The sequence below is a fragment of the Chloroflexota bacterium genome (genome assembly GCA_038040195.1).
In the GTDB taxonomy this organism is placed as follows: Bacteria; Chloroflexota; Limnocylindria; order QHBO01; family QHBO01; genus DASTEQ01.
Map to the genome: position 1 here is coordinate 25,961 of JBBPIR010000005.1, position 18,303 is coordinate 44,263.

Consider the following 18,303-nt stretch of genomic DNA (forward strand, 5'->3'; position numbering starts at 1 on the left):
CTCAGGCAGATCCGTCCGTGCCCTCGGTCGTCTTCACCGCATGGCCCCCGAACTCGTTGCGCAGGGCCGCCAGGACGCGGTCGGCATAGCTGTCGGGTGAGCGGCGGCTGCGCAGGCGCTGGATGAGCGCCAGGGTGATGACCGGAGCGGGCACATCGTGGGCCAGGGCGTCGGCAACCGTCCATCGCCCCTCGCCCGAGTCGGCCACCCAGCCCGCGATCCCGGCCAGGTCATTGCCCTCCTTCTCGAAGGCGCGAGCCGCCAGTTCCAGCAACCACGAGCGGATGACGCTGCCGTGGTCCCACAGCCGGGCGATGGCGGCCAGGTCGAGGTCGTAGTCGGAGGCGTGGAGGATGTCGAACCCCTCGCCATAGGCCTCCATCAGGCCGTACTCGATCCCGTTGTGGACCATCTTCACGTAGTGACCGGCCCCGGCCGGCCCGCAGTATAGGTAGCCATTGGGCGGTGCGAGGGTGGCCACCACCGGCTCGAACCGATCGAACACGTCGCGCTCGCCGCCGACCATGGCGCAGAAGCCAACCTCCAGGCCCCACACCCCGCCCGACACGCCCATGTCCAGGAAACGCAGGCCGCGGGCCGCAAGCTCCGCGGCGCGACGGGCGCTGTCCGCAAAGTTCGCATTGCCGGAGTCGACGATGACGTCCCCCGTCTCGAGCCGGTCGGCGAGCCGCTCGATCAGTCCTTGGGTGGGATCGCCGGCCGGCAGGCTGAGAAGGACGTGGCGCGGAGCTCGCAGCGCGGCGCATAGCTCCTCGATCGACCCAACTGCGGTGATCTGCCCGTCGTTCTCCGGCTCCGCCGCGATGTCGGTCGCCACCGCCGACGTCCGGTTCCAGGCCACGACCGGATGACCGCCGCGCGCCAGGCGTCGCGCCATGCCGGCCCCGATCCGGCCCAGTCCCACGATGCCGACCTGCATGCGCCTCCTCCTTTGGTCCGGATGATGAACTACGCGACCGGGCTGCCCAGCGCCTCGGCGACCAGTTGGCTGACGCGCGCCAGCCCGTCCTCGGCATCGGCCGCGTGCAGGCGCAGGACACGCCGCCCGCGCCGTTGCAACGCGGCGAGGTCACCCGCGGCCTGGGCCGCCAGCAGCGTACCGAAGGTCTCGACCCGGCCGGGGATGGGCAGGTCGCGTTGCGGATCCGCGGTCAGCATGAGGTACACCCCGGTGTCGGGACCGCCCTTGTGGAGCTGGCCGGTCGAATGCAGGTAGCGCGGGCCGATGCCGGCCGTCGTGGCGGCGCCCAGCGCGTCGCGGACGGAAGCCCGGAGGCGCGCGAGACCCGCGACGACCGCCGGGTCGGGCGGCAGATAGGCCAGGATCGCGAAGTAGTCGCCCTCGGCCAGCGTTCCCAGCAGCGCCCGCACAGCCGCTGCCACGCTCGGCGGCGCGTCGCCCAGGGCGGCCGGATCGGCGGATGCCGCAAGGCCTGGTTCGGCCACGATCGGCATCGGGCTGCGGAAGGCGCCGTCGCGCCGGTATTCGGACAAGAGGGCTTCCGTCGCGGCCTTGGCCTCGGCCACGTCGGGCTGGTCGAAGGGATCAACGCCCAGGACGATCCCGAGCGCCGCGGTCGCCACCTCCCAGCGCACGAACTCGCCACCCACCGCCTCACGCCGACTCAGGGTCAGCTCGTGGACCGGATGTCCGGCGGCGCGCAGCTCGCCGGCCAGCTCACGCATCTCATCGGACTCCGGCTCGCCGGCCTGGCTGGCCAGGACGAAGCAGCGGTCGGCTCCGTATTGCTCGGCCTCGGCCAGTGGCTCGCCGACGACCGGGACCACGCCACGTCCCGCTTTGCCCGTGCTCTCGGCAATGAGCTGCTCGACCCAATCCCCCAGGCTGGCCAGCCTGGGGGTGGTCAACAGGGTGAGCTTGTCGCGCCCCGCCAGCGCTGCTTCGCCGATGACCGCCGCCAACTGCAGGCCCGGGTTGTCAGCAGCCGGTTGGCGGCACGCGGCGGCCATGGCCTGCGCCTCGTCGAGAAGAGCCTCTACATCCGCGCCGCGCAGGGCGGCCGGGACCAGCCCGAAGACCGACAGGGCGGAGAACCGGCCGCCGACCGACGGCTCGCCTTCCACGATGGCCCGAAATTCCTGGGCCCGGGCCAGCTCGGCCAGCGGGGTGTCCGGGTCAGTGATGGCCACGAAGTCGAGGGCGGGGACGACGTCGGCCAGGCTGGCATGGAATGCGAGGGTCTCGGCCGTGGTGCCCGACTTGGACGAGACGCACAGCAGGGTCCGGGCCGCCGTCGCCCAGCTGCGGAAGCCCCGGACCGCGTCCGGGTGGGTGGAGTCGCAGACCCGCAGGGTGCTCGTTCCTTCGAACAGCCGGGCGCACAGCTCAGGTGCCAGGCTGGACCCGCCCATACCGAGCACCGCGGCACGCCGATACCCATCGCGGGCGACACCCGCGGCCAGATTCCGAATCTCGCCCACCCGCCGCGCCATCGCATCGGGGAGGTCAAGCCATCCGAGCCAGGCGGCCACGTCGGCCGGGGCGTGCCCGCTCTCGGCCCACAGGCCGCCGTCGCGATCCCACAGTCGCTCGGCCACCCGCTCGGCCGTCCACCGATCCAGCCGGGCGGCGATGGCGTCGTCGAGCGGGCCGCTCATGCGGTGGCGAGTGCCCTCCGCTTGGCGTCGATGGTCGCCATCAGCTCGTCGAACGAGGCCCCGAAGGACCGCACGCCCTCGTCGATGAGCTCGTCGGTGACCTGCCGCATCGAGATGCCAAGCGCCTCCACCTCGGCCACCGCCTTGGCGGCGGCGGCGAAGTCAGCATCCAGCGTCCGGCGCAGCTCCCCGTGGTCGAGCATCGCGGCGATCGTCTCGCGCGGCATGGTGTCGACCGTATCGGGCCCGATCAGGGCCTCGACGTACTTCACGTCACGGTAGGTGGGGTCCTTGGTCGAGGTGCTGGCCCACAGGCAGCGCTGGACACGGGCACCGGCGGCCCGAAGCTCCGCGAACTCCTCCCCGCCGAAGATCTCCCCAAAGGCCTGGTACGCGAGCTGGGCATTGGCCACGGCCGCGGTCCCTCGCGCTCGGCGCGCGGCATCGGTATCCAGCGCGTCCAGCACGCGGTCGACCTTGGTGTCGACCCGGCTCACGAAGAAGCTCGCCACCGACGCAATGCGCGACACGTCGCCGCCCTCCGCTCGCCGGCGGCGCAGGCCGCGCAGGTAGGCCCGCGCCACGTCGCGGTAGACGTCGACCGAGAACATGAGGGTCACGTTGATGTTGATGCCCTCCGCGATCGCGGTCTCGATGGCGGGCAGGCCGGCTGGGGTGGCCGGGATCTTGACGAAGATGTTCGGACGATCGACCCGGGCCCACAGCTCCCGGGCCCGGTCCAGGCTGGCCTGACTGTCGTTGGCGAGGCCCGGCTCGACCTCGATCGAAGCCAGCCCGTCGGCGGCGTCGGCGCCGTCGTACACCGGGCGCAACAGGTCGGCGGCGTCGCGGATGTCCCCGACCGCGATGGCCTCGTAGATGGCCTGCCCATCCGCGCCATCCGCATGCAGGCGACCGATGAGGCCGTCGTAGTAGCCCCCCGCGATGGCCTTGGCGAAGATGGTCGGGTTGCTGGTCAGACCCCGAATGCCCTCCCCGATCAGCGCGCCCAGACCTCCCGAATCGATGAGCTGGCGATCGATGGAGTCGATCCACGGGCTCTGCCCGAACTCGGCGTACAGCCGCTGGAGCGTGTTCATGGACCGATACCTCCTCAACGCGCGGCCACGTCAGCCGGAACCGGCGCGGCCGTGCCCGTCACCAGGTCCCGGGCCGCGGCGGCGATGGCCGCGGCATCGATGCCGGCCGCGGCGAGCTGCTCCGCCGGCGTCGCCGAGCCGGGCATGGCCCGCACCGCCAGCTTCACGATCCGCGGTCGCTCGGGGACATCGGCGAAGACCTCGAGCACGGCGTCCCCGAGCCCGCCCTCGGGCCAGTGATCCTCGACCGTCAGCAGCCGGCCGGTAACGGCCGCAGCCTCGCGGAGGACCTCCGCATCGATGGGCTTGACGCTATATAGGTCGATGACCCGGGCGCCGATGCCCTCGCGGGACAGCTCGTCGGCGGCGGCCAGCGCCTGGTGGAGCGTGATCCCGGCCCCGATCAGGGTCACCTGGTCGTCGGGTGAGCTGCGTACGACGCGCGCCCCGCCGATGGGGAACGCCTCGCCGGGCGGGTAGATGACCGGGGTCTTCTCGCGGGTCGTGCGCAGGAAGACGACGCCCGGCAGGTCGACCATCTGGGCCACCAGGGCCGCGGCCTGGTTCGCGTCCGACGGGTACAGCACCGTGCTGCCGTGGACGGCGCGCATCATGGCCAGGTCCTCGAGCGCCATCTGGGACGGGCCGTCCTCGCCGATGGACACCCCGGCGTGGGACCCGACCAGGGACAGGTTGGCCCGGCTCACGGCAGCCATCCGGATGAAGTCGTAGGCGCGGGTCAGGAAGGCGGCGAAGGTCGACGCGAAAGGACGCCAGCCGCGGACCTGCATCCCGACCGCCGCGGCCACCATCTGCTGCTCGGCGATGTACATCTCGAAATAGCGGTCCGGGTGCGCCTGGCGGAAGATCTCGGCATACGTCGAATTGCTCACCTCGCCGTCGAGGGCGACGACCTCGCGACGGGCGGTTCCGACCGCGGCCAGGGCCTCGCCATAGGCGCGGCGGGTGGCTTCGGTGGTCCCGACCTCGTAGGCTGGCAGACGGACGACGTCTGGCTCCGGACGCGGACGGATCTCGATCGTCTGATCCGGCGGTGACACCGAGACCCGAATGTGGCGGAGTCCGCCCAGCTCGGCGATGGCAGCCTCGGGATCGGCCAGCGCCTTGCCGTGGAACCCGTTCTGGTTGGCCACCGCGGCCACGCCGTGACCCTTCTCGGTGCGGGCCACGATCATCGTCGGCCTGAGCTCGGTCCGCGCGGCATCGGTATAGGCCTGGTCTATCTCGGCGACGTCATGCCCATCGATGGCCATCGCATTCCAGCCCGCGACCTGCGCCCGGCGGACGTACGCGTCCAGGTCCCAGCCATGCATCGTCTCGCCGGTCTGGCCCAGCCGATTCACGTCCAGGATGGCGGTCAGGTTGTCGAGTCCCGCGTGGGCGGCGTGCTCCATGGCCTCCCACATCGACCCCTCGGCCATCTCGCTGTCGCCGCACAGGACCCAGACCCGATACGGCAGCTGGTCGAGCTGCTTGCCGGCCAGCGCCACGCCGACGCCGATCGGCAGTCCCTGGCCCAGCGAACCGGTGGCCACGTCGACCCACGGCAGGACGGGGGTGGGATGGCCCTCGATCCGGCTGCCGAGGCGGCGGAATGTGAGCAGCTCGGCGTCGTCGATCGCGCCGGCCGCGGCGTATATCGCGTACAGGAGCGGACTGGCGTGCCCCTTGCTGAAGATGAGGTGATCGTTGCGCGGGTCGTCCGGCCGGTTGAAGTCGTAGCGTAGATGACCGGCCAGGAGGACGGCCATCAGGTCGGCCGCCGACATCGACGAGGTGGGGTGGCCCGAGCCGGCGGCACTCGAGGCGCGGATCGAATCCACCCGGAGCTGTTGGCCAAGCTCGCGCCAGAGGTCGAGATCGTGCTCCCGGGTCACGGTCCGCATGATACCCATCGAGGGCGATCCTGCGGGTTCAGGCGCCTGGAAAACGAAAGCGGCGCCCCGGAGGGCGCCGCCTGGCGTATGGGTGCCGGCCGCTGCCGGCACCATCGGTCTATCCGCGAACGAGGCGGAAGCAGTCGCTGCAGTAGACAGGGCGCGTGCCGGTCGGCTTGAAGGGCACTTGCGTGTCCTTGCCGCACCGGGCGCAGACCGCGTCGTGCATCTCCCGCGGGCCACGGTCGTAGGAACCACCGCCGCCGTAGCCTCCGCCGGAGCCGTAGCTGCTGCTGCCCCCGTACCCGCCCGACGCGCGACGCTGCGCGCGGCAGGACGGACACCGCTTGGGCGGCGACGTGAAGCCCTTCTCCGCGAAGAAGCTCTGCTCCGATGCGGAGAAGACAAATTCGGTCCCGCAGTCTGAACACGTCAGGACCTGGTCGGAATAGGTCACCCTGGACCTCCCACTATGAGTTGAACCTTCCGGTTCGCGCTCGCTCGGTGTACCGGCCACGGGTCTTACCACTACCCCGTGAGCCGACGAAACCGTGGTGGGAGGGGAGGGAAAGGCTCTGGACGCCGGACGAGCAGTCCGGAACGGCCGAAAGTCTACCATTCGATTGTGCGTCCGGTCCTCATGACCATCGTCGGGGTCCTGATCGCAGTCGCCGGAGCGATCTGGATCCTCCAGGGATTGAACGTGATCATCTCGGCGAGCTTCATGACGGGCAGCCGGATCTGGGTCGTGATCGGAGCCGTGGCGGTGGTCGGCGGACTGGCCCTCAGCTGGTGGGGGTGGTCTCGGCGTTGAGGGCCGCGCCGGCCCGCTGCAGCTGGCGCCCCGCCCAGACGCATCCGGCTGCCAACGAGGCCAACCAGGCGGCCAACAGGGCCGACAGCAGGGCGTAGCCTCGCATCAGGCCGACCAGGTCCTCGACGCCGTCGAAGGAATTGATCCGGTAGGCAAGTGCGCGGATCGCGGTCTCAACGGTGCGCAGATCGGCCGCGACGACTTCGAGGTCCGGGTGGAAGGTCTCGACCTCGGTGGCCAGGGCCTCGGAACGGGTGGCAAGGATGTCCAAGTCTCCCGAAACGTCCTCGAAGGACTGCGACGTGCCGGCGAACGGTTGCTGGCCGAGGATGGTGACGTTCAGGGCCTCCGCCAGATCTCCGGTGCTGGTCGCCAGCCGATCCAGCAGACGGGCGGCGTCGTCCAGCGTCTCCTGCACGCTGCCCAGCGAGGCGGAGGCGTCCTGCAGCGTGGTCGCGCTTGAGCCCATCAGCGCGGCAGCCTGGGCCAGGGAAATCGCCGTGGCCTGTCGGTCGGCCTCAAGCCGCTCGTCAAGGTCGCGCATGGCCACCAGCCCGCCCAGCCAGGCGACCATCATCACCGTGGTCAGGACAAGCCCAACCACCCCGAACCAGACCAGCCCCCTTGCCAGCCTGCGCGCCGGAAGCCCGAGCACGTCCATTTCCACCTTCGCTAGCTGGTGGTGGCCAGTCTGGCACCCGCGGCGGCCACATCCTCCAGGGCCAGTGCCCCGTCCCCGGGTTGCCGGTCGACCGCGGCCACAGCATCGGTCAGGACCGCGACGGCGAATCCGCGATCCACCGCGTCCAAGGCCGTGGCCCGAACGCAGTAGTCAGTGGCCAGGCCCCCGATGACCACCCGCGCGACGCCTTGCTCACGGAGCATGGATTCCAGCTCCGTGGGTCGATCCGTGCCCGTTACCGGGTCGCGCATCGTGAAGCCCGAGTAGCCGTCCTCCCCGTTGCTCCCCTTGCGGACCGATGGCCCGGCCACGACCAGGTCGGGATGGAACGCGGCGCCCCAGGTGTCGGTCACGCAATGCACCGGCCAGATCCCCCCGTCCTTGGCGAAGTGCGGCGTGGAAGGCGGATGCCAGTCCTGCGTGTAGATCACGGTCGCTCTGGCCTCCAGGGCCCGTCGAATTTCGGCGTTCAGCCGCGGAACGATGTCAGCCCCACCCCGAACGCTCAGGCTGCCGGATGGGTCGGCAAAATCGTTTTGGACGTCAACCACCAGCAGCGCGGTGGTGGAGTCATATCGGGCCATGAGCCGATGGTAGCCGGTGGCTTTCGGGGGTTCAGTACACGCCGCGAATGAAACGGTGGGTCCGCGACCGATATTCCGTGTATCCCGGGTATCGATCCGCGAGCCATCCTTCCTCCCGACGGGCTTTCAGGTCAAGGACGATAGCCAGGACCAGGGCGACGACCAAGGCCGGGAGGCTGAGGGTCACCAAGGCCCACCCCAGGCCCAGCCCCACGATCCCGGCATACATCGGGTGGCGGACCCGGGCGTAGATTCCGTCCTGGACCAGGCTGGCGTCGTCGCGGGGTCGAGGCAAGGCCGTGAGGCTGTCGCCGAGGCGTCGCGCGGCCCGCATCACTACCCATCCTCCGATTCCGACCAGCAGCGCACCCTGGATCACGAACGGCCAGCTGGAAGGCCACTCTTCGATCGCCGCCGGGAGGGCCAGCGCTCCCAGGATGGCGACCAGGAGAATCAGCGCCACCTGGAGCAGGACCCAACCCTCGCCGCGCCGACCGAGCGCCGGTATGGGACTCACGAGCCGGGCGTCAGCCCATCAGGTGTCGCAATCGGCGCACGGCACGGGCCGCTGGGCCACGTGGCCGTCGTGGCGGCGCGGGGGGCACCGAAGGGGACGGCCGCGGAGCAGGCGGCGGGGCCGCGGCCGATGGAGGTGCAATTTCGGGTGGAAGTGCGGCTACAGGCGGAGGGGTCACGGACGCCGGCCCGACGGCAACGGTGGGTGGGATGGCGGCGGTCCCAAAGCGGCGAAGCTCCGCCCGGAGCGCCTCGATCTCGGCCGGCTCCCAGCCCTCCAGGTTTGGAATCGCAAACGGTGCCCGCGACCGACCCTCGGGCTCCCAGAAGGCCGGTTCGCGGGGAATGCTCGGGGGCTCGGAGAACCGGTCCAACGCATCCAGCAGGGCGTCGTCGTCCGGGGCCGGGGGCTCGGCAGCAATCTCGGGCAGGACCGCAACCTCAGATGCCGGCTCGGGCACCATGTCCGCCTCCGGGCCTGCCCATTCGTCGGCGGTGACGGGCATCCCCAACATACTGTGGTTGGCGGCTTCGGTCGGACCCTTGGCGGTTCCTTCTGCCTCGTCCGGCTCGACCTCAACGTCCTCGTTCGCGTCGACCGCGGCCACCACCTCTACCGCCTCGGCTATGTCTTCGATCGTGGCTTCCGCCTCTTCCGTCGCTTCCTCGTCGACGGCCGGTTGCGCGTCCGGAGCGGCTTCCTCGTCCGGAGCGGCTTCCTCATCCGGAGCGGCTTCCTCATCCACATCGGCGTCGCGTTCGGCGACGGCCAAGGCGGCAACCGCCCGCTCCATTTGCTCACCCGTCGGCGCAACCCGGCTGACGGGGACGACGAGATCTTCTTCGGCGATCCAATCTGGCTCCGGGGTCTCGGTCGTATAGCCAGGCCGAACGAATACCGGCATGGTCACCGGGACTGGAGCTTCGGTGGCTGGCGCCTCGATTGCCGACCCCTCGGTGGCTGGCGGCTCCATGACCGGGGTCGCCAATTCCTGGTTGTAGGCCGCCAGCGCCTCGGCGGCTTCGTCGGCCCCGGGTAGCGGCGCGTCGCCCGTGAAAACCTCCGCGGTGGTTGGATCCTCCGCGCGAGCGAGCGCTTCGGCAAAGCCAGAGACGGCCAATCGCGAGCGGCTCCTGGGCGCAGGCCGTGACGCCTTCGGGCGTGACGAACGCGCGCGCCGCGTCCTTCGCTTGGGCTTGCGGGTCGCCGCGACCGATGGCGGGGTGGAAGGTTCGGCCGGAGTTGCGTCGGCAGGTTCGGGCGGAGCTTGCGCGGTTGCGCTGGCCTCTGGCGCGGCAACTTCGGGCTCGGGAGCCTCGGGCATCGGCTCCACCGCGGCCGCCAGGTCGGGCTCGGGCATCGGCTCCACCGCGGCAACCAGGTCGGGCTCGGGCATCGGCTCGCGGGCAGCCTCCGGTTCGGGCTCCGACATCGGCTCGCGGGCAGCCTCCGGCTCGGGCTCGGGCATCGGCTCCACCGCCGCCGCCAGGTCGGGCTCGGACATCGGCTCGCGGGCAGCCTCCGGCTCGGGCTCGGGCATCGGCTCCACCGCAGCCGCCAGGTCGGGCTCGGGCATCGGCTCGCGGGCAGCCTGCAGGTCGGGCTCAGACGGTGGTCCTGACTCCCACGCCGCCATCGGGGCCTCGACGCGTGGCAGGCGAAACTCAACGCGGGCTTCCAGCAGCTCGACGCGTCCTCGGAGGGAGGCCACCTCGCCGCGGGCCTCGCCGAGGGCGAGCAACGCCTGCCCGTAACGCTCGGTGAGGTTGCGAAACTCGGTCAGGAGCTCGCGAAACGCGGAGAGCTCGCCGCCGTTGCCGCCACCGTTCGTTCCGCCTTGGGTCCCATGCCCGCCGTTCGCGGTGGGAGTTGGCGGGGCCACCTCAGCCACGGCGCTACTGCGCAGAATTACGCGCATGTCGCCGCCAACCTCGGTCGACCCAGCAAGGACGCCGCGAGCGAGCAGCTCCCAGACACGTCCCTCCGGGATGCCGAGGACAGCCGCCGCCTCGTTGACCGAGTAGCCGTCCATCAGAAGGGTGCTTAGCGTACCGCGTCGGGGACAGTCGCGACAGCCGTCTGACCGATATCATCCCGCGCCAATGGCTGCCCCCGTTCGAGTCCCGACCCTTGACCGCTCGGACCTGCCTCACCCGCCCGGCCTGGAGGGCCTGCGCGAGCTGGCGGAGAACCTGTGGTGGAGCTGGCACCCCGATGCGCTGCGCCTCTTCGCGCGGATCGACCCGCAGACCTGGGCGCGTACACGGAACCCGATTCATCTCCTGCGCCAGACCGATGCCGAGCGGTGGTCGGCGCTTGCGGCCGACACGCGCTTCGTGGCCGATACGCAGGCGATGGTGGGGCGGCTCCACCTGGAACTGGATGACGTCACGCCTGGCCTGGGGGACGACCTGGGCGGCCCGATCGCGTACCTGTGCGCCGAATTCGCACTCCATGAGTCCCTGCCGGTGTACTCCGGCGGCCTGGGTGTGCTCGCCGGCGACCTATGCAAAGCCGCGTCCGACGCTCGCCTGCCGATGGTGGCCGTGGGGCCCTTCTACCACCGGGGCTACTTCCGTCAGCACATCGATGCCGACGGCCGGCAGCAGCCTCTGGAGCCGGATATGGATCCCGCGGACCTCCCATTGCGCCGAGCCGCGGACGCGGACGGCAAGCCGCTGGAGGTGGTGGTCGAGCTCCCCGGACGCCCCGTGCGGCTCGGAGTGTGGGTGGCCCAGGTCGGACGGGTGCCGCTCCTCCTCCTCGACGCGGACATGCCCGGCAACCAGCCCGATGACCGACGAATCACGGATCAGCTATACGTCGCCGAGCGCCGGACCCGGCTGACGCAAGAGCTGCTGCTCGGCATCGGGGCGGCTCGCGCGCTGGCCGAGCTGGGCATCGAACCTGCGGTCTGGCATCTCAACGAAGGGCATTCGGCGCTGGTCCTGATCGAGCGGGCGCGCACGGCCCGGGCAATGGGCCCGGGCCAGGACGGCGAAGCGGCGCTCCGTCGCGCCGGCCGCGGGGTGGTCATGACACTCCACACCCCGGTCCCGGCGGGGAACGAGCGCTACGACCCCGCGCTCGCCGCGGAACTCCTGGGTGGTCCTGCGGCGGCGATCAACCTGGCCCCCGAGCGCCTGCTGGAGCTGGGCCGTGGCCCGAATGGGCAGTTCCCCGGTGACTTCGATTTGACCGCCTTCGGGCTACGCCAGGCGGCTGGGATCAACGCCGTCAGCCAGCTTCACGGGCGAACCGCCACCCTCACCTGGCAGGCATCCCTCGGGCGCGAGGTGCGTGCGGTGACCAACGGCGTCCACGTCGCGACCTGGCAGGCGGAGCCGATGCGCGCCGCCCTGGCCCGCCGCGACCTATCCGCCATCACCGATCGCGACCTCTGGGAGGCGCATGCCGAGCAGAAGCGGCAGATGATCGATTTCCTCGGCGGCCGACTGACGCGGCAGGCCGTCCGTCACGGTGTGGCGCCCGAAGCGGTGGGCGACCTGGCCGGGGCCCTCGATCCCCAGGCGCTGACGGTTGGTTTCGCGCGCCGATTCGCGACCTACAAGCGCGCTGATCTCATCCTGCACGACATGCATCGGCTGTCCAACCTGCTGGCGGACCCGGACCGACCGGTGCAGATCATCTTCGCGGGCAAAGCACATCCGGCCGACGAGCCGGGTCGCGCGGTGCTCGGGCGGGTGGTCGGGGCCTCGCGCCGGGTGGGCACGGCCGGCCGGATCTTCTTCATCGAGGACTACGACCTGCGGGTGGCGCGCTTCCTGGTGGCCGGGGTCGACGTTTGGCTCAACAACCCGCGCCGCCCGCTCGAGGCCTCGGGCACGTCCGGGATGAAGGCCGCGATCAACGGCGTTCCGTCACTCAGCATTCTCGACGGCTGGTGGGACGAGGCCTTCGACGGCGCCAACGGTTGGGCCATCGGGAACGGAACCGACGCATCTGAGATGAGCCACGATGCGGGGGACGCGGAGGCGTTGTACCGAGTCCTGGAGGCCGAGGTGGTGCCGACGTTCTATGACCGCGATCCGGACGGCCTCCCCGTTCGATGGATCGGCTTCATGCGCGCCGCGCTGGCGACGGGCCTCACCCGCTTCACCGCGGAGCGGGTGCTGGCGGAGTACGTCGAACGGCTCTATCGCCCCGTGATTGGCATCGGTGACGTGGCTGCCGGCATCGGCTGAGCCAGCCTGCGGCTTCGGCTAGGGGAGGTACCAGCGCGGGTTGGTCCACACCCCATGGTCGTACACCGCGAAGTGGAGATGGCAGCCGGTCGACCAACCGGTATTGCCCTCGTACCCGATCACGTCGCCGAGAGACAGGCCCTGGCCGGGATACACGACGACCTGCGCCCGCAGGTGCCAGTACCAGGTCAAGACGCCACCGCCGTGATCGATGACCACGCCAAAGCCGGTGTCCCAGGGCCAGAGTGGCTGACCCGACGCGACCACGACCCCGTTGCCCGCCGCCTTGATCGGGGTCCCACAGCCGTTGGCGATGTCGATGCCGCCGTGGAAATGGGGGTAGTAGGTACCGTTGAAGGTGTAGGGCGGCTCGAGGACGAAGTTCGTGGGGCCCCATTCCTGGGTGACCGTGAAGTGGTCCTCCGGCCAGCGGAAGCCGCGGGAGCTGATCTGGACGTTGGACTCGGCCAGCAGCCGCGTGACCAACGCGGCGGCCGCGTTGGCGGCCTCCTGGTTGGCGGTGATCTGGGTCTGGATGTTGCCCTGGGCCGACAGGGCCGCGTTGAGCGCCGCCTCCTGTGCAGCTTGCTTGGCCTCCGCCTCGGCCTTCAGGGCGGCCAAGTCCGACTTGAGGGCGGCCAACTCGGCCTGGCGCGCGGCCAGGAGCGCGGCTTCTGCTTCCTCGACGTCGCGCGCCGAAGCGAGCTCGGCTCGCCCTTCGCGGAGGATTTCGCGGTTCTGCTCCAGAGAGGCCCGGATCTGGCGGATCTCCTCGGCCAGCGCGGCGTCCTGCTCCGAGATGGTCAGCAGGTAGCCGACCTGGGTGGCGACGACCTCGAACGAGTCAGCCGCGAGCAGGACCTCGAGCAACGACGTCTGGCTCCGCTCGTATGCGTCGCGGTAGTGATCCTGGAGTAACGTCTCGCGGGCTTCGAGGTCGCGGTTCTGGTGCTCGATCTCCTTGGCCAGCGTGATGAGCAAGGCGTCCAGCGTCGCAATGCGGGCGCGGAGTGCCTCGAGCCGAGCGGTCACCTCGACGATCTGGGCCTCGACCTGGACCAGGAGGCCCGCCACACGCTCGTACTCGGAGCTGACGGCTGCCAGCTCGGCCATGGCCGCGTTCAGCCGCTGGTCGAGCGTCGCAGAGAGAGCCTGCAGGTCCTTGAGCTGGCGGCGCTGGGAGGCGAGCGCCTCCTGCAACTCGCGCTGCTTGGCCTGTGCCTCGGACAGCGGGTCAGCGCCGAACGCCTGATCTGTGGGGGACGAACCAACCAGCGTCGATCCGACCACCACCAGGGCGACCAGTATGCCGACCAGGCGCGGTCCACGACTCATGACACGATGTCGGGCAAGGGAATATTCATCGCCCTATCCAGCCCCCGCGGATAAAAGTGCCCGCCGATCCTACCCCGGGTCGTCAACCTTGACGACGCTGCGAATGTACTACACCGTAATACACCAGACCTCACAGGACGGCACTCAACCGACCTGCGGGGCGCTAGCGGCTGGCGTCGCGACGGTGGACGACCGCGGCTGCCACCTCGGCTCCGGCCAGGACGGCAATGGCCAGGAAGTCGACGTACAGCAGGCCCACCAAGATGGCTCCGAATGGGCCGGCCAATCCCCCGCTCCCGGCCACGAACAGCTGCACGTAGATGTCGAAGACGATGCGCAAGGCGACGAAGCCGATGGCGGTCACCAGCGACCCCAGCCACACGTCGGGCAAGGTCTGCTTCCCGCCAGGGATGACCCGCAGCAACACGGTCATGACGCCGAACACGACAACCCCGGGCAGGAGGTAGAGCGCAAATCGGAGCGTGAGGTCGGCGATGACCAGACCAGGCAGGAAGCGCTCGAAGAGTCCCACCATGACGTCGATCAGGCTGGACCAGACGCCGGACAACAGGATCAGGACCGCTGCCGTACCGAGCACCAACAGGCTGCCGAGCGTGGCGCGCGCGCGCGACCGCCGTTGGTCTCCGAACGCCCGGGCGATGCCGCGCTGGACGGCCGAAATCCAGGGCACGACCGCGATGACGAGCAGACCGAGGCCGAGCCCCGCCAGCAACGCCTGGCTCTTCCGTACGGAGGCGACCGCCGAACGCACGGACGCTGGATCCAACCCGAAGGCGTCTGCGACCTGGCGGATGACGACGTCGAGCGCCTGCCCGGAGCCGATGAGCAGCGAGGCCGCCACCAATCCCAGCATGACGAAGGGAAACAGGGTGAGGATGCTGTAGTAGGCGATCGCGGCGGCTCGGGCCATGGCGTCGTGGTCGACGAACCCACGGTAGGCGGCGATCGCAATCCCGATCAGCGGTGACCGATCCGAGAGCGCGGCCAGGCGCTGCTTGAGCCGATCGGCGATGGTAGTCATTCCCACTCCGGCTACCCTTAGAGCGATGGCGCCCACCGAAGCCGTCAGCCTTGAGATCGGCGGGGAGTCCGTATCGGTCAGCAATCCCGGAAAACTGTTCTTCGCGGAAGCCGGGATCACGAAGCTGGACCTGATCCGATATTACCTTTCGGTTGCCGACGGAGCCGTGCGCGGCGTCCATGACCGGCCGATGGCACTGAAGCGCTACCCGAACGGGGCAGACGGCGACTTCTTCTTCCAGAAGCGCGCCCCCGCCCAGCTGCCGCCGTTCGTGAGGACCGTGCAGCTGTCCTTCCCGTCCGGCCGCACGGCGGACGAGGTCATCGTGTCCAACCCGGCGGCCCTGGCCTGGGTCGTCAACCTCGGCTGCGTCGACCTCAACCCGCACCCGGTGCGCGGCGACGACCTGGAGCATCCGGACGAGCTGCGGATGGACCTCGACCCCGGGCCCGGCGTGGCGTGGCCGGACGTGCGGTCCGTGGCCCTGGTCATCCGCGAGCTGTTCGACGAGCTGGGCTACGCGGCCTGGCCCAAGACGTCCGGCTCGCGTGGCATGCACGTGTACGTCCGGCTCGAGCGGCGCTGGGGCTTTGGGGAAGTCCGGCGAGCCGCCCTGGCGGTGGCCCGGGAGGTTGAGCGCCGCGCGCCGGCGCTGGCCACCAGCAAATGGTGGAAGGAGGAGCGTCACGGCGTGTTCCTCGACTACAACCAGAACGCGAAGGATCGGACCGTGGCCTCGGCGTACTCGGTCCGGCCACTTCCCGACGCCCGCGTCTCCACGCCTGTGACCTGGGATGAGGTGCCCGACTGCGAGCCGGCCGACTTCACAGTTGCCACCGTGCCGGGGAGGGTGGAGCGCCTGGGGGACGTGGGGGCCGGGATTGACGCCGAGGCGTTCTCGCTCGAGCCGCTGCTGGATCTGGTGGCACGCCACGAGTCCGAGGGACTGGGCGACGCTCCCTGGCCGCCCAACTACGCCAAGCAGCCGGGGGAGCCGCCCCGGGTCCAGCCATCCAAACGCCGGCAGCCGGCGAAGGGCGATGCGGCTGAGACCGAAGCGCCCAAGCCGGCCAAGCCGGGAATCCCCTCCCCCACCGGCCGCCGCCGCTCGCGCGCCCCGCTGGTGGTAGTAGCACAGGCTGCGACGCGGGCCGAGGTTGAGGACGGGCTCGAGCGCTGGAAGGCCCGTCACCCGGCGGCCGCGCAGCACCTGGCCGTGGACGACGTCCTGTTCGACGCCATGCGCGGCCGCTCCACGATCTGGTGGCGGGTGCGGGTAAATCTGCGCCACGTCCCGGTTGCGGATCGCCCGGAACCCGAACCACCCGACCCCGACTACGACCCGTTTCGCGAGTGGCGCGAGTCCAGCGCTCGTCCGGGCTGAGCGGCCGATAGGATGCCGGGCATGGACCCGACGACGACTCCCCTGGAGGCCGACGTCGACGAGCAACCAGAGCCTTCGGCGGAGCCGCCCTCACCCGCAATCATGGCCGTGCCACAGGAGGGGTTGGGGCCGCCCGGCGGCACCCCCAAACGGGTGATCGTGATCGGGGCCGGCATGGCCGGGCTGGTCGCCGCCTTCGAGCTCGCCCGCCAGGGACATCAGCCCATCGTCCTCGAGGCCCAGAACCGGGTCGGTGGCCGGGTCTACACCATGCGCTCGTTCGCCCCCGGGCTGTACGGCGAGGCGGGGGCCATGCGGATCCCGCGCGTCCATGACCTGACACTCGCCTACTGCGACCTGTTCGGCCTGGAGCTGCGTCCGTTCCTGATGGGCAACCCCAAGGGCCTGGTCTATGTCGCCGGCGAGCGGATGACCGCCGAGGAGGCGGGACTGGAGCCCGACCGTCTGGGGTTCGAAGTGGCCGAACACGAGCGCGGGCGGACCTATGGCGACCTGTGGGACGAGGCGACGCGCGACCTGCGGGAGATGCTGGAACGGGACGGACCGCCAGCCTGGGACGAGATCGTGCACCAGTACGACCAGTACTCGCTCCGCGAGTTCCTCATCCTGAAGGGCTTCTCCGAAGGCGCCATTGAGATGTACGGCGTCATGAACTTCGTCGAGGCCGACATGAACAATGCCGTCATTGAGGAGCTGCGCGAGGACCTGGGCGGCGCCTTCGAGGACATGCAGGAGATCGTGGGCGGCATGGACCTGCTGCCGCGCGCGTTCTACTCCCAGCTGGAGGAGCGGATCCGCTTCGGCGCCGAAGTGTTCGCGATGGAGCAGGACGCGGAAGGCGTGACAGTCCACTTCAAGACCGAGGCCGGCCGCTACACCGAGCGGGGCGACTACGCCATCTGCGCGATTCCCTTTTCGGTCCTCCGCCAGGTCGAGGTCCTGACCCCGTTCTCGCGGGAGAAGCAGCGGGCCGTGCGCCAGCTCAACTACTCCGCCTCGACCAAGGTCCTGTTCCAGGTCCGCGAACGGGTGTGGGAGACCGATGACGGGATCTTCGGCGGTGCCACCGTGACCGATCTCCCCATCCGCCGCATCAACTACCCGACCCCCGACCCAACCACCCCGCGCGGCGTCCTGCTGGCCTCATACACCTGGTCGCAGGACGCGGCCCGGTGGGGGGCGATGGACGAGGAGACGCGTCAGGAGGAAGCGCTCCAGGATGTGGGCCGCATCCACCCACGGATTCGCGACGTGTACGAGGTGGGCGCATCGCACGCGTGGGACAACGACCGCTTTGCCAACGGTGCGTTCGCCCTGTTCCAGCCCGAGCAGCAGACGCAGCTACAGGCCGACATCGTTCAACCCGAGGGCCGGATCCATTTCGCAGGTGAGCACTGTTCGCTCCACCACGCCTGGATCCAGGGCGCGCTGGAGTCGGGGATCCGGGCCGCCCAGGGCATTCACACCGCCCCCTAGGAGGAGCTCCGCCACTCCTCGAGCCGCGCCTTCACCGCCGGCCACTCGTCGGCCAGGATCGAGTAGTACACCGTGTCCCGAACGTGCCCATCGGGGAGCTTGATGTGGCGGCGAAGCACGCCCTCGCGAACCGCCCCCAGCCGCTCGATCGCCCGCTGCGAGCGCTCGTTCCGCAGGTCGGTCTTGAAAGCCACTCGGCCCGCCCCCAGCATGTCGAAGGCATAGGTCAGCTGCAGCAGCTTGGCCTCGGTGTTGACCGCGGATCGCTGCCGCGAGGGGGCGATCCAGGTCCAGCCGATCTCCACCCGCCCGTGCTCGGGTGCGATGTCCCCGAAGCGCGTCGAACCCACCGCCCTGCCTGAGGTGCGCTCGACGGTGGCCCAGGCCACGTACTCAGGGCGCAGGGCGTCGGCGAGGTAATCGGGCCACGCGTCAGGCCCCACAGAAAGGTCGGCGATCATGTACCGCCACGTGGCCGGATCTTCGGCCGCCGCCGCCAGGAGGTCGTCCCGGTGCCGCTCCTCCAGCGGCTCGAGGCGGACGACCCGGCCGTCGAGCACGATCCGCTCCGGGCGGAGCATGGCCAGGCCGGGGGCCGGTGGACC

At 70.2% G+C, this 18,303-nt stretch carries 15 protein-coding genes and 1 pseudogene; 4 read left to right on the top strand and 12 right to left on the bottom strand.

From position 1 onward, the window contains the following. Window position 1 precedes the first annotated feature (1 nt). The 5 genes and pseudogenes from gnd to AABM41_07215 all read right to left on the bottom strand — a co-directional run bounded on the left by gnd (window position 2) and on the right by AABM41_07215 (window position 6,095). Window positions 2-952, bottom strand: a pseudogene (gene gnd, locus AABM41_07195) (phosphogluconate dehydrogenase (NAD(+)-dependent, decarboxylating)). A 17-nt stretch (window positions 953-969) separates the two neighbouring features. After that, entirely contained in the window at window positions 970-2,640 is a 1,671-nt protein-coding gene (locus AABM41_07200) for a hypothetical protein (GenBank protein MEK6192094.1), read from the bottom strand. Continuing rightward, entirely contained in the window at window positions 2,637-3,740 is a 1,104-nt protein-coding gene (gene tal / locus AABM41_07205) for a transaldolase (protein ID MEK6192095.1), read from the bottom strand. Before tal ends, AABM41_07200 begins: the two co-directional genes overlap by 4 nt. Before the next feature lie 14 nt (window positions 3,741-3,754). Continuing rightward, window positions 3,755-5,638, bottom strand: coding sequence for a transketolase (locus tag AABM41_07210; GenBank protein MEK6192096.1), 1,884 nt, complete (start codon window positions 5,636-5,638; stop codon window positions 3,755-3,757). A gap of 118 nt (window positions 5,639-5,756) precedes the next feature. Then, a complete protein-coding gene (locus tag AABM41_07215) occupies window positions 5,757-6,095 on the bottom strand; it encodes a zinc-ribbon domain containing protein (GenBank protein MEK6192097.1) in 339 nt (112 codons plus the stop codon). Between the two features lie 168 nt (window positions 6,096-6,263). Between AABM41_07215 and AABM41_07220 the strand changes: the two genes are divergently transcribed. Beyond that, a complete protein-coding gene (locus AABM41_07220) occupies window positions 6,264-6,452 on the top strand; it encodes a hypothetical protein (protein ID MEK6192098.1) in 189 nt (62 codons plus the stop codon). On the opposite strand, the gene AABM41_07225 is transcribed toward AABM41_07220, so the two are convergent. From AABM41_07225 to AABM41_07240, 4 genes are read right to left on the bottom strand one after another with little or no spacing between them, the layout of a single operon-like run. Next, window positions 6,424-7,107 (bottom strand): hypothetical protein, encoded by a 684-nt coding sequence (locus tag AABM41_07225; GenBank protein MEK6192099.1) that lies wholly within the window; start codon window positions 7,105-7,107, stop codon window positions 6,424-6,426. The genes AABM41_07220 and AABM41_07225 overlap by 29 nt on opposite strands. A 17-nt stretch (window positions 7,108-7,124) precedes the next feature. Then, window positions 7,125-7,718, bottom strand: a complete 594-nt coding sequence (locus AABM41_07230) for an isochorismatase family protein (protein ID MEK6192100.1) — start codon at window positions 7,716-7,718, stop codon at window positions 7,125-7,127. 31 nt (window positions 7,719-7,749) lie between these two features. After that, window positions 7,750-8,235, bottom strand: coding sequence for an isoprenylcysteine carboxylmethyltransferase family protein (locus AABM41_07235; protein MEK6192101.1), 486 nt, complete (start codon window positions 8,233-8,235; stop codon window positions 7,750-7,752). Between the two features lie 10 nt (window positions 8,236-8,245). Next, the gene (locus AABM41_07240; GenBank protein ID MEK6192102.1) at window positions 8,246-10,267 is read right to left on the bottom strand and encodes a hypothetical protein; all 2,022 of its coding nucleotides are present in this window, start codon (window positions 10,265-10,267) and stop codon (window positions 8,246-8,248) included. Between the two features lie 70 nt (window positions 10,268-10,337). Between AABM41_07240 and glgP the strand changes: the two genes are divergently transcribed. Continuing rightward, a complete protein-coding gene (gene glgP, locus AABM41_07245) occupies window positions 10,338-12,440 on the top strand; it encodes an alpha-glucan family phosphorylase (protein MEK6192103.1) in 2,103 nt (700 codons plus the stop codon). Between the two features lie 18 nt (window positions 12,441-12,458). On the opposite strand, the gene AABM41_07250 is transcribed toward glgP, so the two are convergent. After that, a complete protein-coding gene (locus tag AABM41_07250) occupies window positions 12,459-13,775 on the bottom strand; it encodes a peptidoglycan DD-metalloendopeptidase family protein (protein MEK6192104.1) in 1,317 nt (438 codons plus the stop codon). A gap of 163 nt (window positions 13,776-13,938) precedes the next feature. Further along, window positions 13,939-14,817, bottom strand: coding sequence for a YihY/virulence factor BrkB family protein (locus AABM41_07255; GenBank protein ID MEK6192105.1), 879 nt, complete (start codon window positions 14,815-14,817; stop codon window positions 13,939-13,941). A gap of 25 nt (window positions 14,818-14,842) precedes the next feature. Here AABM41_07255 and ligD point away from each other — a divergent pair, with 25 nt between their 5' ends. Further along, a complete protein-coding gene (ligD, locus tag AABM41_07260; GenBank protein ID MEK6192106.1) occupies window positions 14,843-16,201 on the top strand; it encodes a non-homologous end-joining DNA ligase in 1,359 nt (452 codons plus the stop codon). Between the two features lie 21 nt (window positions 16,202-16,222). Continuing rightward, the gene (locus AABM41_07265) at window positions 16,223-17,698 is read left to right on the top strand and encodes a flavin monoamine oxidase family protein (protein ID MEK6192107.1); all 1,476 of its coding nucleotides are present in this window, start codon (window positions 16,223-16,225) and stop codon (window positions 17,696-17,698) included. Here the strand turns inward: AABM41_07265 and AABM41_07270 are convergent. Then, the gene (locus AABM41_07270) at window positions 17,695-18,279 is read right to left on the bottom strand and encodes a GNAT family protein (protein ID MEK6192108.1); all 585 of its coding nucleotides are present in this window, start codon (window positions 18,277-18,279) and stop codon (window positions 17,695-17,697) included. The genes AABM41_07265 and AABM41_07270 overlap by 4 nt on opposite strands. Window positions 18,280-18,303: the final 24 nt, after the last annotated feature.

Excerpts from the sequence above, each read along its gene's own strand:
- AABM41_07265 (MEK6192107.1), top strand. The coding sequence starts at position 16,223 with ATGGACCCGACGACGACTCCCCTGGAGGCCGACGTCGACGAGCAACCA.
- AABM41_07230 (MEK6192100.1), bottom strand. The coding sequence starts at position 7,718 with ATGGCCCGATATGACTCCACCACCGCGCTGCTGGTGGTTGACGTCCAA.
- AABM41_07250 (MEK6192104.1), bottom strand. The coding sequence starts at position 13,775 with ATGAGTCGTGGACCGCGCCTGGTCGGCATACTGGTCGCCCTGGTGGTG.
- glgP (MEK6192103.1), top strand. The coding sequence starts at position 10,338 with ATGGCTGCCCCCGTTCGAGTCCCGACCCTTGACCGCTCGGACCTGCCT.
- AABM41_07255 (MEK6192105.1), bottom strand. The coding sequence starts at position 14,817 with ATGACTACCATCGCCGATCGGCTCAAGCAGCGCCTGGCCGCGCTCTCG.
- AABM41_07270 (MEK6192108.1), bottom strand. The coding sequence starts at position 18,279 with ATGCTCCGCCCGGAGCGGATCGTGCTCGACGGCCGGGTCGTCCGCCTC.
- AABM41_07240 (MEK6192102.1), bottom strand. The coding sequence starts at position 10,267 with ATGGACGGCTACTCGGTCAACGAGGCGGCGGCTGTCCTCGGCATCCCG.
- AABM41_07200 (MEK6192094.1), bottom strand. The coding sequence starts at position 2,640 with ATGAGCGGCCCGCTCGACGACGCCATCGCCGCCCGGCTGGATCGGTGG.
- tal (MEK6192095.1), bottom strand. The coding sequence starts at position 3,740 with ATGAACACGCTCCAGCGGCTGTACGCCGAGTTCGGGCAGAGCCCGTGG.
- ligD (MEK6192106.1), top strand. The coding sequence starts at position 14,843 with ATGGCGCCCACCGAAGCCGTCAGCCTTGAGATCGGCGGGGAGTCCGTA.